The organism is Vagococcus sp., from assembly GCF_052102835.1.
GTDB lineage: Bacteria > Bacillota > Bacilli > Lactobacillales > Vagococcaceae > Vagococcus.
Genome location: NZ_JBQEIL010000005.1, coordinates 124,902 through 138,822 on the forward strand (window position 1 = coordinate 124,902; position 13,921 = coordinate 138,822).

Consider the following 13,921-nt stretch of genomic DNA (forward strand, 5'->3'; position numbering starts at 1 on the left):
AAGAATTAAACAAAGAATTTAGCGCATTAAAAGAAGAAATCACTCGTATTTCTGACACAACTGAATTCAACAAGAAAACTTTATTAAACGGTGACTTTGATGGCGCTGCTAAAAGTAAAACAACAGCTGGAACAGAAGCTAGCAAATATTATACTCTTGACGTAAGTGACCATGAAAAATCTAACTCATTAGAAGTTTCATTCACTCGTACTGATGGCGATGCTGGAAAAGCAAAAGTGAATGCAGGTTTCTTCTTAGACACTGATGGAAAAGTTTATAAAGGTACTGATAAAACTGGTGATTTAGTAGGATCAGTTACTTTAACAACTGAAGGAAAATCAAAAGTTGGCGATGTAGCTGATACAGATACTAAATCTACTGTTGCAACAACAGCTCCAAAAGATGATACTAAATCATTAAAATTACATATTGGTGCTAACAAAGGTCAAAACATTTCTGTAACTATTGGTAAAATGGATGCTGAATCTTTAGGTATTAATGATTTAGACTTATCTAAACAAGAAGATGCTAACTCAGCTATCGAAGTTATTGATCAAGCCAAAACTCAAGTATCAAGCACTCGTTCTGACTTAGGTGCGGTACAAAACCGTCTACAACACACAATCAACAACCTTTCTACAACACAAGAAAACTTATCAGAAGCTAACTCACGTATCCGTGACGTTGACATGGCTGAAGAAATGATGAGCTTCACTAAGAGCAACATCCTTTCTCAAGCTGCTACTTCAATGTTGGCACAAGCTAACGCTATGCCACAAAGTGTTCTTTCATTATTACAATAATCAATTAAATTGAGTTGGATTAAAAAGTCGACCTAGTTGGCTTTTTAATTCATTTTGTTGTATTGATAGAGGCTAACTTTTTATTGCTATGTAGATAGGAGTGAAAAAATGGAAATCAATCAAGGCGTTCAGGGAATAACATCAATTTCATCTGTATCGAATTCACAAACAGAGAAGCATTCAGGACAACTAGCTAATAAAAACAAACTTAGTCTTAAGTTAGAGACTTTAATCGATTCAAATGGTCAAACTTATGAAGCGGGAATGTTATCAGGATATAGTAAGGAGCAAATAAGTAAAGCTGTTGAGGAAGCAAATCGTTTGTTAGTTGGAAAAAACACTAAATTAAGTTATAAAATACATGAAGCTACAAAACGTTGGATTGTTGAATTAAAAGACATAAAAACGGATGAAGTAGTTAAAGAAATACCACCACAAAAATTACTGGATGTTGTTGCTGAAATCTGGAAAGAGACTGGTATTATTGTTGATAAGAAGGGATAAGAAAAGATGGCAAATGTTACAAGTACAACAGGAATTAGTTCAACCTTGGGAAGTTATTCGGGGATTACAAGTCAAGATATCGATAAACTAATTGAAGCTGAATCACTACCAATTTTAAAATTAAATAATCAAAAATCAAAAATAACAGAACAACAAAATGCCTGGAAAGATGTTAAATTACGTTTAAATACATTTTTAACTAAACTTGATAATTTACAGAAAAATGAAGCATTTAATACTAAGAAAATTTCAAATTCTGATGATAAAAAAGTATCTTTTAAAGCAAGCGATAAGGCTTCAAACGAAAATTATGCGATAACAGTTGATCAATTAGCGACAGCTTCTCGTTTAGTTTCTAATGATATTGTTGCTTTGAAAGATAAAACTGTGTTTGAGGAACTTTCGATAGCAGGTAACTTAGAATTTACAGGCGAAAAAGGTAAGAAGATTACGGTTGATATAAATAATGAAGATAGTTTAAAAGAAATAACAAATAAAATAAATGAAGTAACAAAAGAAACAGGTGTAAAAGCAGCAATCGTAGATAATCATCTTGTGTTAGCAAATGTAGAAACTGGGAAAAAATCATTTGATCTTTCAGGTTCATTGATGAGTGATTTAGGATTAGATGTCACTAATTTAAAACTAGGAAAACAAGCTGAATTTACGATTGATGGTATGAAGGTTGTAAGAGACTCTAATACTGTGACAGATGTTGTAGAAGAAGTCACAATTCAATTAAAAGCAACTTCAAAGGAACCTATTCAAATTGAAGTAACTCAAGATATTGATGAAACCATAAAAAGTGTTAAAGGCTTAGTTGAACAATATAATAGTACAATGGATTTCATTAATGAAAAACTATCGGTTGGAGATCCTAGTAAAAAAGGAAATAAAACAGGCGCTTTATCGGGTGACAGTTCTTTAATTCGTTTGCAGTCTTCACTAAGAACAATGATGACAAGCCCGATTGAAGGGGCAGATAAATCTGAAATTAGTCGACCATCAGACTTAGGTATTACAAGTAAAGATCGTACGTCTACGATTGTCTTTGATGAAGAAAAATTTCGTAAAGCCTTAGAAAAAGATCCAGCTGCAGTTCAGAAATTCTTTTTTAATGAAGTGAAAACCTCTGAAACGATAGTTGATGATGCAGGTAAAAAAACAGTTAATAGAGGTAAAGAAGTTTCAGGCTATACTAAGGGAATAAAAGAACTCTTAAATGGATTTATAATAGATGACAAAGACAAAAAAAGTGTTTATACTACTAAAAGTAATACCTTTGAGCAGACCATTAAAGATTTAGATAAACGAATCGAGAAATTTACAGATCAAGTAGATAAAAAACGTGATTATTATGTTCGAACATTTACGCGTTTAGATCAAGTGATGATGCAAGCTGAAGAACAAATGGCTTATCTACAAAGTCAGTTAACGGCATTAACAGGCGGTAAATAAGAAATTTACAGGTGAGATAATGGAAAATAGACTTATAAATGATATGAAGGCTAATTTAATCAGTTGGGATGGTTCTGTTCAAGTCGGAGAAGCTATTCTAAAAGATAATGAAAAATTAATGCAAGAACTTAAAGCATTAAATTTCTCGCTTACTTTGGAAATGGTCGATGTCTTAAAAGAGATTATTGAAAAAACTGGAGAAATTAAAAAAGTATTACAAGGTGAAAAAAATCTATTAGTGAAGCAGTTAAATCAAATGAATCGAAAAGATAAAATGATTGATCACTATCTAGTCAGAGATCATTCACCGAGTTTCGTCGATCGCGATATTTAAAGGAATAGGAGCATCAAGGATAATGAGTTATAAACAAGCAACGAATGCCTACAAAAACAATCAAGTGTTAACAGCTTCTCCTAAAAAGATCATTGATTTATTATTAGAGGGAGCGATTAAGCAGATTAAATTGGGAATTCACTTTATGGAAGACAAAAACTTTGAAGCAGTCAATGAACATTTAATTAAGGCACAAGATATTATTTTAGAATTAAAATTATCGGTGGATACGACAGTTGAAGGTGAGATACCTGACCAACTGATTGCGATGTACGAGTTTATGTTTTCTCGATTGGTTCAAGCGAATATGGAAAAAGATGTTGAGCGTTTAGAGTTAGTTGTTACAATGTTAGAGGATTTCAGAGAAACATGGAATGAGCTGTAGAGGAAAGAATGATGAAATTAAGTAAAAAGAAACTCATTGGTACAACAACTGCTGTTAGTTTACTTATTTTGGGAGTTAGCTTTTTTTCGCACAATCAGTTTGAGGCTTCTAAACCTAATTATGAGCCAGTTGATTTACTCCGGGGATATGTGGAGAGCCAAGAAAGTAAAAATCTTGAGAGCTATCATATGGAAGTTCCATTGTATAATCAAATGTCTGGGGTCAGCTTACCCTATGGTTGTGAAGTGACTGCTTTAGGTATGTTACTGAGTTACTATGGATATGATGGCGATAAAAATCGTTTACAAGCAGAAATTGTTAAAGTTCCTTATGAAGACGACCAAGGATACAAGGGAAACCCAGATGAAGGTTTTGTTGGAGATGCGACGGGAAAACAACCCGGGACGGGTGTCAATCATGGCCCTATCGCTCAGCTGGCTCAAAAAAGGGTAGGAGCGAACTATCTTGTGAAGGATATTACCGGACAAGGATTTGCAGAGGTTAAACAACAGGTTTTATCGGGACATCCTGTTTGGGTGGTTACTAGTATTGATGATAAGTTGCCCACACAAGAAGACACAATTGAATGGAAGACGGCCAAAGGAACGGTTGATTTACAGCTAAAACACCATGCTGCGGTGTTGACGGGTGTTGATCAAGAGTTTGTGTATTTGAATGATGCTTATGGTATTAAGAAAAAAATACCTTTGACTCAATTTGAAGCGATTTATCATGCAATGGGTTCTCAAGCTATTTATTTAGAAAAAAATGGAATATCTTAAAAAGTGTTATTTATCTTACTCGATAAGTGATGCTTTTTTTTGCATTTTCTTTTCATTCCTTTTACAATAAGGGTAAGTTAAAAGAAAGAAGGTGCGTATGATGTATTGGATTTGGATCTTAATAGTTGGCGCAATCATTGGTGGAGTCGCAGGAGCATTGGTAAATAGAGGAGATTCAAAAGGTTGTTTATTTAACGTCATTGCCGGATTAGTCGGTTCAGCACTGGGTCAAAAATTATTTGGAGATGACTGGGGAGGCCATCTAGCAGGAATGGCGTTAGTACCATCGATTTTAGGAGCAATCATCATTGTGGCGATTGTCTCAATCTTCATGAAAAAACAAAACTAGTTTTTAATTGGAGTGGATGGATTTATGGAAAAAAAGTTAACCATGAGTAACGGTAGGAAAGTGGATGTCTTTTATGTTGAATCACTTAATCGTCTGTTAAAAGAAGGGCGCTTAGATTGTTGGCTTCAAGAAGAAAATATTTTGTTTATGAGTCAGCCTTCATTATATGAGCAGTACTATGACCGATTTTTGAAGCGTCTAAAAAATAAGGAAGGTTTTCATTGGTTTATCGCTCCCGTGAATCCAATCAATGAAACCCTTTCTAGCTTTTTGAGAGTCTTAGCTTTTATTGAAGAAATGAAGTTACCTAAAAAATTAATAGTGATTGGTATTGGAGATGAGATGATCTATCATTTAGGGGCAATATTACGAGAGACTAGCCCTTATGTTCGACAATTTATTTATGTACCAAGTTCCTTTGCTGGCTTTTCATTAGCTATAAACCAAACAGCTTTTCTTTATGGTCAACGCTTAGACAATGCAATCGAACAAAAGGCTTTACCGGATGGGTTGATATACGATACAATGATGGTTGATACTTCGAAGAGAAGTATATCGTCTTTATCTTTTTTACGTTTATTTCAATTTGGATTGCAACAAAACAAAGAGGTTTTACAGCGTTTATTTGTAGGAAATGATCAATATTCAAGCTATGCTGAAGAGGTATTCCAATTAGCAGAGGCCAAAGTATCGATTGATTATCAATATGGTATCTGTTTCTCTCGTGCATTATTACAAACGGAAGGTAATCATCACCTTGATTTTGAACAAAAAATATGGTTGGGAGTTTTACTTCAGTTAGCTTGGTCTGTCGAACGGATGAAGTTTAAGCTTGATTTAAATCGGATTAAACGATGGTTAGAACAGACTTTGAGCAAAGCCCTCTATTTGCCAGCACAACTGCTTAGGAGTGAGCTAAGTGAGCGAATAATGGCAGAATGTTTACGTGAGGGAGAACTAACGGTATTGAGTGGTTTGGGTCAAAGCTTAAAGACGACAATTCCAACAAGAGTAGAAGTTGAAAAAATAATAAAGATATTTTAAAGACTGAATTGAAGAGAGAATAGGGGAAAAGTCATGTCACATAGTAAAAAAATGCTAGAATTTATCGCCAATGGTGAGTTTATCGAGGCAGAAATGGCACTTGAAAATGTTATTGAGTTTGATTTACCAGAAGAAAAATTTCAACTAGCCGATAACTTGTTTCAATTAGGTTTTTTAGAAGAAGCTGAACGTGTCTACCAACATTTAACAGAAAAGTTTCCTTCAGAAGAAGGATTAAAAATATCATTAGCTGAAATAGCCATTGAAAATAATGAGTTAGCTGAAGCACAAAATTTATTGAGTTCGATTTCTAAAGAAAATGATGTTTATCCCCAAAGTTTGTTAACGCAAGCTGATTTATATCAATTATTAGAGATACCAGAAGTGAGCGAACAAAAAATTCGTGAAGCTAAAGCTTTATTGCCTGATGAACCATTAATCCAATTAGCTTTGGCAGAATTATTTTTCTCTATTGAAGAATATCAACAAGCCATTGAAAATTATGAAGCATTGTTAACGGAGTTCCCAGATTTTGATTCACCTATTAGTATTTTTGAACGTTTAGGCGTAGCCTTGTCTCGTATTGGTGAATTTGAAGAAGCCGTTAATTATCTTGAAGAAGCGCTAGAGGAAGAAGAAACAATCGAACGTCTCTTTCAGTTAGCTTTAACTTATTATCAGTTGGGTGAAAATGATCGAGCGATTCATCTTTTACGTCAAGTTTCATCAACGGATGAAGACTTCAGTCAAGCGTATTATCCGTTAGCGCAAATTTTATTTGATGAGGATCAGTATGAGGAAGCGTTAGCCACACTGATCAAAGGAATTGAATTAAACCCTTACGAAGTATCTTTATATCATTTAGCTTCTGAAACCGCTCATCGTTTGCGTGACAAGGATGGAGCCATTCATTATCTGCGTCAAGCGATTGCTTTAGAAGAAGATAGTGATTTTTCTAAATTACGTTTGGTTGATTTATTGCGTATGGAAGAAGAATACGATGAGGCGCTCACTTTACTATCAACTCTAGAAAATCCTGATCAAAGTCAAGCATATTGGCTAGCTGCTCAAATTTACAATGAATTAGAAGAGTTTGGACAAGCGGCATTGTTCTATGAAAAGGCAGAATCAGGATTGTTAGATCAAGCAGATTTCTTGAAAGACTACGGTCTATTTTTACGTGAAGAAGGTCAGTTAGAAAAAGCTGAGAAATTACTAAAAGCTTATTTGCAACATGTACCTGATGATTTTGAAATTGAAACGTTGTTAGGTTAAAAATTTAGAAAAGGTGGGGAGATTAGTGATTGACGTTGAACAAAAAAAGACATTTATCAAGTGGGTTATTGATTCGTTGACCTTAAAAAAGCGAGAATCATATTGGATTTTGAGTTATTTGTTAAATCATGATGTACTCTTAACTAAACTAATGTTTGTTAACAATGCATTGGCAACACCGAGAGGTTTAAAAATAAGTGATGAAACGGTGGCTGAAGTTGATTCGGGCTTATTATTATCTAAAGATGGATTGGAATTTGATGATCCGGAACAAATCTTTCATGAAATGCGTTTAAATTGGCGTCAAACACTCTATTTAGAAATAGACTTCCCAAATTCTTTTCATTATTTACCTTACCAAACGGTTTTAGAAACGAATCCTTATATTGATGAAACGAATGAGGAAGTTGTCGAATGGGAGAAAGAATTACAAGGTTATTTATCTTCTCTTGAAAAAGAGGCACAATTAACTAGCTTATTGGTAGCTATTAATCAATCAATTGATGAAGAGGATGAAGTGGCTTTTAGAAATTATACGAAAAAATATAAAAAAATAAAAGAACTGTAATTTTTTAGGCCCCCAAAACTCACGTGAGTTTTGGGGGCCTTACAATTAACAGTTCTTTTTTTTACTGAGAAACCTAAATTTAGCAGGTTTATCGAAGGAAAAGCCTTCACCATGAACTTCTTTAACATCAATGATTGAGATGAAGGCACTTGAATCAATGGTTTGACAAATTTCTTTTAATTCACTCAGTTCGGCAACATCAACAATACTGTAAATCATTAAACGTTCTTCTTCTGAATAAGCACCTTCTGATTTTAGAAAGGTTACCCCTCGTTCTAATTGGCTCATGATTTTTTTGGCAATGAGTGAAGCTTCATTCGAAATAATGTAGACTCCTTTAGAAGAATAACCAAAACCGGATTGGACGAAATCTACGACAAAACTAAACACAAAGACAGTAATCATGGTGTACATCATTTCTCTAATTGATAAATAAGAAAGCGATAATAATAAGACAATAATATCTAGTAAAAGTAAAGATTTACCCATAGTAAACCCAGTATACTTTTCAATCATCCGAGCAATGATATCAGTTCCACCAGTAGTCCCTCCAAAACGATAAACAATTCCACTACCAATACCCGAATTAATTCCTGCTAAAAGAGCGGCGATTAACAAATCATTCTCCAAGGGGACTGGAAAAGCAAAAGTTTGCCAAATCCATAAATTAAAAGAGAGTGAAATCGTTCCAATAAAGGTATATAATAAAGCTTTTTTACCAAGAAATTTAAGTCCTAATAAAATTAGTGGTATATTAAGAACAAGGATAGAAAGCGAAGGTTCAATCCCAAGTAAGTGATATAAAATCAAGGTAATCCCTGTTAAACCACCTTCTGCTAAATTGTTGGCAATATTAAAATTAACCAGCCCGAATGCAAAAATAAAAGTACCAATAAAAATCATGAGTGTATCGATAACATGTTGTTTCTTTAACATAACGTGTCCCCCTATTTTGATAATCTTCTCCATCTTATCACTTCAAAATAACAGTAACAAGCGTTCTTCAGTTGATTAATTAACTTTTTTTTTATAAGATGAAAATATTGAGATTTTTAATTGGAGGAAAAGAATGCAACAGATAAAAGCATTGGTCAACTGCAAGCGGAACTAGACAAGTATATCCATCAATTTAAACAAGGTTATTTTAAACCAGAAACACAAATGTTAAACTTAATGGAAGAGGTTGGTGAACTATCACGTGAAATAAATCATTATTATGGTGAAAAAAAGAAAAAAACGGGCAAGAAAACCCAGTATTTGGAAGAAGAATTGGGAGATGTTTTTATTACTTTACTAATTATGGCTAATTCATTGGAGTTAGATTTAGCCGCTATTTATGAAAAAAATATGGAAAAATTTCGTAAACGTGATAGTAATCGTTTTGAGAGAGTAGATTGAAGAAGGAATGAGATTAAAATGACAATGAAAAAAAAATTACCATTAGATTTTGAGAAAGCAATACCTGTCATGAAACGATTAATTAAGGCCGGCTATGAGGCCTATTTTGTAGGTGGTAGCGTTCGTGATATTATTTTAGAACATGCTATTCATGATGTAGATATTGCAACGAGTGCTTATCCATCGGAAATAAAAGCAATTTTTAACAAAACGATTGATGTTGGGATTGAGCATGGAACGGTTTTGGTTTTATGGGATGATGAAGAGTACGAAATCACAACATTTCGGACTGAATCAACCTATCAAGATTTTCGTCGTCCAGATAAAGTGACGTTTGTTCGCTCGTTAGAGGAGGATTTAAAACGTCGTGATTTTACGATGAATGCCTTAGCAATGACGATTGAGGGAAACATTATTGATCAATTTGAGGGGATTTCATCAATTCACCAACGTGAAATCAGGGCAGTTGGTAATGCAGAAGAACGTTTTTTTGAAGATGCCTTGCGCATGATGCGTGCCTTACGCTTTGCTTCACAGTTAGATTTTACGATTGAAACTGAAACGTTAGAAGCAATTAAGAAAAATGCTCCTTTGCTAAGTAAAATATCTGTTGAGCGGATTTATATTGAGTGGGTTAAGCTTTTATTAGGTGAAAACCGTCAAATTGGTTTAGCTTTATTTATCCAAACGGGGTGTTTTAAATATTGTCCAGGTTTAGCCAAATACGAAAAAGGTTTAAAAGCTTTTCAATCATTGAAAGGAAAACAATGGGACAATGAAGTCGTGGCCTGGGTTTTATTGTTAAATTACTTAGATGTAAATAATTTAACAGCTTGGTTGAAACAGTGGAAAGTTTCGAATAAATTAATGATGGATATTATAACTTGCTTAAGTTTATTGATGCAGAGAAAAAAAAGTGTTTGGACGATTGATATGTTGTATCAAGCGACACCAGGTTATATTCATATTGTTGAGCTTGCTTGTTATGAATTAGGGTTATCTAGTGTTGAAGAGCAAACGCAAAAAGCGTATCAAGCATTATCTCTGCATTCGATTAAAGATTTAGCAGTAACAGGAAAAGATATCATGACTTTAACAGGGCTAAAGGGCGGTAAATGGCTCGGCGATTTATTAAAAAAATTAGAACAAGAGGTACTCCATCAACGGTTACAGAATAAAAAAGAAGTTTTATTAGCAGCAACTAAAGATTATTTAGACCGTTAAAGAAAGGAAATAAAAATGAAATTAACTAAAAAATTTAAAGTCACCTCCAATTTAACAGCAGAAAAAATGGGGTCGGGTGATCTGGCAGTTTTAGCGACACCAGCCTTAATCGCATTTGCTGAAAATACCTGTCAAGAATTGCTAGGGAAACAATTAAAAGATGAGGAAACATCAGTTGGAACACAAATTGAATGTACTCATTTATTACCAAGTAAAGTAGGAACTGAAATTGAGTTAATCGTAGCGATGGAAATGATTCACAAAAAGAAGTACACTTTTTCATTTCAAGCCTTTCAATTAGAAAATAAAGTCGGAGAAGGGACACATGAGCGTGTCATTGTTAAGCGAGACTCGTTTTTAAAAAATTTGAAATAGTTAATTTAATTTGTGAAATAAGCATCAAATTAGTTTCACTCTATTCTTTTTCATGATATAATTGAGATGTTAAATTGATAAAGTAACTCAAACAGAAAGAGGAGATTATTGATGGCAAAAGAGATGACTAGCTTTAAATTTTATTTTAGAAATGGTGAAACATGGTCAATCGACCGTGAATATATTGGTGATTTATGGATTAGCCAAGTAACAACTAGTTATGGCCGTATTAATGGTAGTGATTTCCAAAAAATTCATCCATGTGAAGGGTTAAAAATTGAAATTTTAAATGAAGCTGATCATGTTCAGACCGATGATATTAATTTAGGTGGTTTAGAATTAGGGATGTTTTCTCGAGCATTAAAATATCAAGACATTGAAAAAATGAGTATTCATTTTGACGATGCAACTAGCGATTTAATTTATTTTCCATATAAAGACAAAGAAACTCCTGGTCAAGAAGGACTAGATAATCTATATCAATCTACTAAAGTATCAAAAGATAATCATTTATATATTGTTATCAACGCTAATCAATCTGTCAATGATGTCTACGGCGATAAATTTTAACTGAAAAGAAAATTTAAAAGATATGAAAAAGTAAAGTCTACTTTTTTATATCTTTTTTTAATCACTAAACTGTTATTCTTATTAAATAAACATTATACTAAATAATGTTTAAAAGATAGTTTGAATGGAAGGGAAAGGATGAGATTGCTTTATTTAGAGTTATTTGTTGATAGTGAAACGAAACAAGCTTTTTATTTGAATTTAGAAAATAATAAAACGTATGTTTTTAAAAATGATAGAAGAAAAAAAAGTAAAGAAAATAAATTGTATCTCGTTCCGATGGGATTCTCAATAAATTTAGACTTTATTTTAACTCAATTTAGTACTGTCTATTCCCATACTTCTTTAAAATTTTTGTTTTTTTGTTTGGTTTTAGGGGTATTCATTAGTTTTTTTTCATTTTTTCTTTTTCAAAGAAAACAAATAAAAGAAGTTATCAAAGGTAAAAAGAGAGAGGTTACTCTATCTCCTGCTCAAATCCAATTTGGTATGTCTCGGCGATTAGAAAATAATAAAAAAAAATTACCCATCGTATTATTGTTGATTTTGATTTATTATTTTATTTTGATTGATCATTTTAATCTCTTAGTGTTGTTTTTCTTGTTCTCAATGCTTTCTTTTTTAGGAATGTATTTGTTTCAATATTATCATTTTGCAAAGGTTAAGCGTTTTTTTAAATAGGCTTAAGCGAACGACCCTTTCATTGATAGGGTTGTTTTTTTATTTCTAAACCATTATGACTTCTAAAGTCACCTTGTTTAGCCCACCTAAATCTGTTAGAATTAACAATGATAAAATTTTAAGAGCAAGGTCTTTATTTTAAAATAAACAAAAAGTAAAAGAGCTTAGTTTTGATTATGTATTAGAAAGAGGACAAATCATGTATTTTTATTTTGAAGGCTCAAAAAAGAGTGAACAACAACATCAATTTGTTTCTATGTGGGTGAAAATATGAAAATACTAAGAGCAGATCATTTAACAAAATCCTATGGTGAAAAAGTATTATTAGAGGACGTTTCTTTTTTGATTAAAGAGAAAGAACGAATTGGACTAATCGGAATTAATGGTACTGGAAAGTCAACGTTGATGTCTATCTTAGCCAACAAGGACACTCCAGAACTAGGTAGTATAGACCATCCAACAGATTATCGAATTAGTTATTTGTCACAGCATACAGAGTTTCCACCAGAGAGTAGTGTTTTAGATGTTGTTTTTGATGGCGAGACTCCTGTGATGAAAGCTGTTAGGGCGTATGAAGTCGCCTTAACTAATCTAACTGATGACGGTATTAATCCAGTTTTTCAAAAGGAATATACCCAAGCAGAAGAGCGAATGAATCAAGAGGACGCTTGGATAGCTGATACTAATGCAAAAACGATTTTAAGTAAATTAGGTATTTTATTTTTAGATAAAAAAGTGGCTGAATTATCTGGTGGTCAGAAAAAAAGATTAGGTTTAGCTCAAGTCTTGATTCAAGAACCAGATTTACTTTTATTGGACGAGCCAACGAACCATTTAGATTATCAAAGTATCGAATGGTTAGAAAGTTACTTGAAACACTATAAAGGGGCTCTAGTTGTTACGACTCATGATCGCTATTTTTTAGATCGTGTGGCGAATCGGATGATGGAGCTGTCTAGAGGATCTTTGCAAGAATACTCAGGAAATTATGAAGCCTATTTAGTCCAACGTGCTGAGCGTGAAGATGTCGAACAGGCGCAACAACATAAAAACAAACAATTATTTAAACAAGAGTTAGCATGGATGCGTGCGGGTGTTAAGGCAAGAGGAACAAAGCAACAAGCTCGCATTGATCGCTTTAAAGATTTAAAAGATAAAGTCAGTCAAGCAACGGATTCTGATGTTTTTGAAATTTCAACTGCCAGTCATCGTTTAGGTAAAAAAGTGATTGAGATTACAAATGGTGAGTATGCATTTGATGATAAAATTATTTTAAACGATTTTAATTTATTACTTCAAGCAAATGAACGTTTAGGTATTACTGGTAAAAATGGATCCGGTAAATCAACATTATTAAATATTATGGCTTCTCGTTTAGAATTGCAAGCGGGGGAAATGTCGATAGGTGAAACGGTAAAACTTGGCTACTATACTCAAGAGAATGAGGGGATGGATACTTCACTACGTGTGATTCAGTATCTACAAGAAAAAGCAGAAGAAGTAAAACAGGCAGATGGAACTGTTATTAGTGTCACTGAAATGTTAGAACGTTTTCTCTTTCCTCGTCATATGCATGGGGCACTGATTTCTAAATTATCAGGTGGGGAGCAACGGCGCCTCTATTTATTAAATATTTTGATTCAACAGCCAAATGTTCTTTTATTGGATGAGCCAACGAATGATTTAGATATTGAAACATTAACAATTTTGGAAGATTATTTGGGGCAATTTCCTGGAGCAGTCATTACTGTCAGTCATGACCGTTATTTTTTAGATAAAACAATGAAAAAATTACTGGTCTTTAAAGGCGATGGCGAGCAGGAGATGTATTATGGTTTAATGAGTGATTATTTATTCGATCAAAAAGGGAACCAAGAGAATAAATCTGAAGAAAAAGTTAAGGAAATCAGAAAAATCGCGTCAGATGAAGTGAAAACAAAAGCTAAAAAACAAAAATTAACTTATAATGAGCAAAGAGAATGGGATACTATTGAAAATGAGATTGAACAGAGTGAAAATAGAATTTCCAAACTGAGTCAAGAGATGCTTTCTTTTTCGAAAGATGCGTTAAAATTACAAGAATTACAACAAGAATTAACTAAAGAAGAACAAATATTAGAAAAAAAGATGGAACGTTGGGAATATTTGAGTGAATTCGTTGATGATTAGAA

Annotated in this window: 17 protein-coding genes; 16 read left to right on the top strand and 1 reads right to left on the bottom strand. The window is 33.2% G+C overall.

What is annotated here, in order from left to right; genetic code table 11:
* Nucleotides 1-38 precede the first annotated feature (38 nt).
* From ACTJFD_RS06565 to ACTJFD_RS06610, 10 genes are all read left to right on the top strand, one after another.
* Entirely contained in the window at nt 39-803 is a 765-nt protein-coding gene (locus ACTJFD_RS06565; RefSeq protein ID WP_239433757.1) for a flagellin, read from the top strand.
* Between the two features lie 108 nt (nt 804-911).
* A complete protein-coding gene (locus ACTJFD_RS06570) occupies nt 912-1,307 on the top strand; it encodes a flagellar protein FlaG (RefSeq protein ID WP_442260540.1) in 396 nt (131 codons plus the stop codon).
* A gap of 6 nt (nt 1,308-1,313) precedes the next feature.
* Nucleotides 1,314-2,765: a flagellar filament capping protein FliD gene (gene fliD / locus ACTJFD_RS06575; RefSeq protein ID WP_442260541.1), complete on the top strand. Its 1,452-nt coding sequence runs from the start codon at nt 1,314-1,316 to the stop codon at nt 2,763-2,765.
* Between the two features lie 19 nt (nt 2,766-2,784).
* Nucleotides 2,785-3,099 carry a hypothetical protein gene (locus tag ACTJFD_RS06580; RefSeq protein ID WP_442260542.1) on the top strand — a complete coding sequence of 105 codons (315 nt, stop codon included), beginning with the start codon at nt 2,785-2,787 and terminating at the stop codon, nt 3,097-3,099.
* A 22-nt stretch (nt 3,100-3,121) separates the two neighbouring features.
* Nucleotides 3,122-3,484, top strand: a complete 363-nt coding sequence (fliS, locus tag ACTJFD_RS06585; RefSeq protein WP_442260543.1) for a flagellar export chaperone FliS — start codon at nt 3,122-3,124, stop codon at nt 3,482-3,484.
* An 11-nt stretch (nt 3,485-3,495) separates the two neighbouring features.
* On the top strand, nt 3,496-4,266 hold the full coding sequence (locus ACTJFD_RS06590; protein WP_442260544.1) for a C39 family peptidase: 771 nt from the start codon (nt 3,496-3,498) through the stop codon (nt 4,264-4,266).
* A gap of 100 nt (nt 4,267-4,366) precedes the next feature.
* Nucleotides 4,367-4,615, top strand: coding sequence for a GlsB/YeaQ/YmgE family stress response membrane protein (locus ACTJFD_RS06595; protein ID WP_442260545.1), 249 nt, complete (start codon nt 4,367-4,369; stop codon nt 4,613-4,615).
* Nucleotides 4,616-4,639: 24 nt separating this feature from the next.
* The gene (locus ACTJFD_RS06600) at nt 4,640-5,659 is read left to right on the top strand and encodes a hypothetical protein (RefSeq protein ID WP_442260546.1); all 1,020 of its coding nucleotides are present in this window, start codon (nt 4,640-4,642) and stop codon (nt 5,657-5,659) included.
* Between the two features lie 33 nt (nt 5,660-5,692).
* Nucleotides 5,693-6,934 (top strand): tetratricopeptide repeat protein, encoded by a 1,242-nt coding sequence (locus ACTJFD_RS06605; protein WP_442260547.1) that lies wholly within the window; start codon nt 5,693-5,695, stop codon nt 6,932-6,934.
* A 25-nt stretch (nt 6,935-6,959) separates the two neighbouring features.
* Nucleotides 6,960-7,502 carry a YpiB family protein gene (locus ACTJFD_RS06610; protein ID WP_442260548.1) on the top strand — a complete coding sequence of 181 codons (543 nt, stop codon included), beginning with the start codon at nt 6,960-6,962 and terminating at the stop codon, nt 7,500-7,502.
* A gap of 45 nt (nt 7,503-7,547) precedes the next feature.
* Here ACTJFD_RS06610 and ACTJFD_RS06615 read toward each other — a convergent pair whose 3' ends face one another.
* Nucleotides 7,548-8,438, bottom strand: coding sequence for a YitT family protein (locus ACTJFD_RS06615; protein WP_442260549.1), 891 nt, complete (start codon nt 8,436-8,438; stop codon nt 7,548-7,550).
* Nucleotides 8,439-8,558: 120 nt separating this feature from the next.
* Here ACTJFD_RS06615 and ACTJFD_RS06620 point away from each other — a divergent pair, with 120 nt between their 5' ends.
* The 6 genes from ACTJFD_RS06620 to ACTJFD_RS06645 all read left to right on the top strand — a co-directional run bounded on the left by ACTJFD_RS06620 (nt 8,559) and on the right by ACTJFD_RS06645 (nt 13,919).
* Nucleotides 8,559-8,900, top strand: a complete 342-nt coding sequence (locus tag ACTJFD_RS06620) for a MazG nucleotide pyrophosphohydrolase domain-containing protein (protein ID WP_442260550.1) — start codon at nt 8,559-8,561, stop codon at nt 8,898-8,900.
* Nucleotides 8,901-8,918: 18 nt separating this feature from the next.
* Entirely contained in the window at nt 8,919-10,124 is a 1,206-nt protein-coding gene (locus ACTJFD_RS06625; protein ID WP_442260551.1) for a CCA tRNA nucleotidyltransferase, read from the top strand.
* A gap of 15 nt (nt 10,125-10,139) precedes the next feature.
* Nucleotides 10,140-10,499, top strand: coding sequence for a thioesterase family protein (locus ACTJFD_RS06630; RefSeq protein WP_442260552.1), 360 nt, complete (start codon nt 10,140-10,142; stop codon nt 10,497-10,499).
* 111 nt (nt 10,500-10,610) lie between these two features.
* Entirely contained in the window at nt 10,611-11,069 is a 459-nt protein-coding gene (locus ACTJFD_RS06635) for a hypothetical protein (RefSeq protein WP_442260553.1), read from the top strand.
* 138 nt (nt 11,070-11,207) lie between these two features.
* Nucleotides 11,208-11,750 (top strand): hypothetical protein, encoded by a 543-nt coding sequence (locus ACTJFD_RS06640; RefSeq protein ID WP_442260554.1) that lies wholly within the window; start codon nt 11,208-11,210, stop codon nt 11,748-11,750.
* A gap of 270 nt (nt 11,751-12,020) precedes the next feature.
* A complete protein-coding gene (locus ACTJFD_RS06645; RefSeq protein ID WP_442260555.1) occupies nt 12,021-13,919 on the top strand; it encodes an ABC-F family ATP-binding cassette domain-containing protein in 1,899 nt (632 codons plus the stop codon).
* Nucleotides 13,920-13,921 lie beyond the last annotated feature (2 nt).

Excerpts from the sequence above, each read along its gene's own strand:
- ACTJFD_RS06600 (WP_442260546.1), top strand. The coding sequence starts at position 4,640 with ATGGAAAAAAAGTTAACCATGAGTAACGGTAGGAAAGTGGATGTCTTT.
- ACTJFD_RS06615 (WP_442260549.1), bottom strand. The coding sequence starts at position 8,438 with ATGTTAAAGAAACAACATGTTATCGATACACTCATGATTTTTATTGGT.
- ACTJFD_RS06570 (WP_442260540.1), top strand. The coding sequence starts at position 912 with ATGGAAATCAATCAAGGCGTTCAGGGAATAACATCAATTTCATCTGTA.
- ACTJFD_RS06630 (WP_442260552.1), top strand. The coding sequence starts at position 10,140 with ATGAAATTAACTAAAAAATTTAAAGTCACCTCCAATTTAACAGCAGAA.
- ACTJFD_RS06590 (WP_442260544.1), top strand. The coding sequence starts at position 3,496 with ATGAAATTAAGTAAAAAGAAACTCATTGGTACAACAACTGCTGTTAGT.
- ACTJFD_RS06580 (WP_442260542.1), top strand. The coding sequence starts at position 2,785 with ATGGAAAATAGACTTATAAATGATATGAAGGCTAATTTAATCAGTTGG.
- ACTJFD_RS06625 (WP_442260551.1), top strand. The coding sequence starts at position 8,919 with ATGACAATGAAAAAAAAATTACCATTAGATTTTGAGAAAGCAATACCT.
- fliD (WP_442260541.1), top strand. The coding sequence starts at position 1,314 with ATGGCAAATGTTACAAGTACAACAGGAATTAGTTCAACCTTGGGAAGT.
- ACTJFD_RS06595 (WP_442260545.1), top strand. The coding sequence starts at position 4,367 with ATGTATTGGATTTGGATCTTAATAGTTGGCGCAATCATTGGTGGAGTC.
- ACTJFD_RS06645 (WP_442260555.1), top strand. The coding sequence starts at position 12,021 with ATGAAAATACTAAGAGCAGATCATTTAACAAAATCCTATGGTGAAAAA.
- ACTJFD_RS06635 (WP_442260553.1), top strand. The coding sequence starts at position 10,611 with ATGGCAAAAGAGATGACTAGCTTTAAATTTTATTTTAGAAATGGTGAA.
- ACTJFD_RS06640 (WP_442260554.1), top strand. The coding sequence starts at position 11,208 with ATGAGATTGCTTTATTTAGAGTTATTTGTTGATAGTGAAACGAAACAA.
- fliS (WP_442260543.1), top strand. The coding sequence starts at position 3,122 with ATGAGTTATAAACAAGCAACGAATGCCTACAAAAACAATCAAGTGTTA.
- ACTJFD_RS06605 (WP_442260547.1), top strand. The coding sequence starts at position 5,693 with ATGTCACATAGTAAAAAAATGCTAGAATTTATCGCCAATGGTGAGTTT.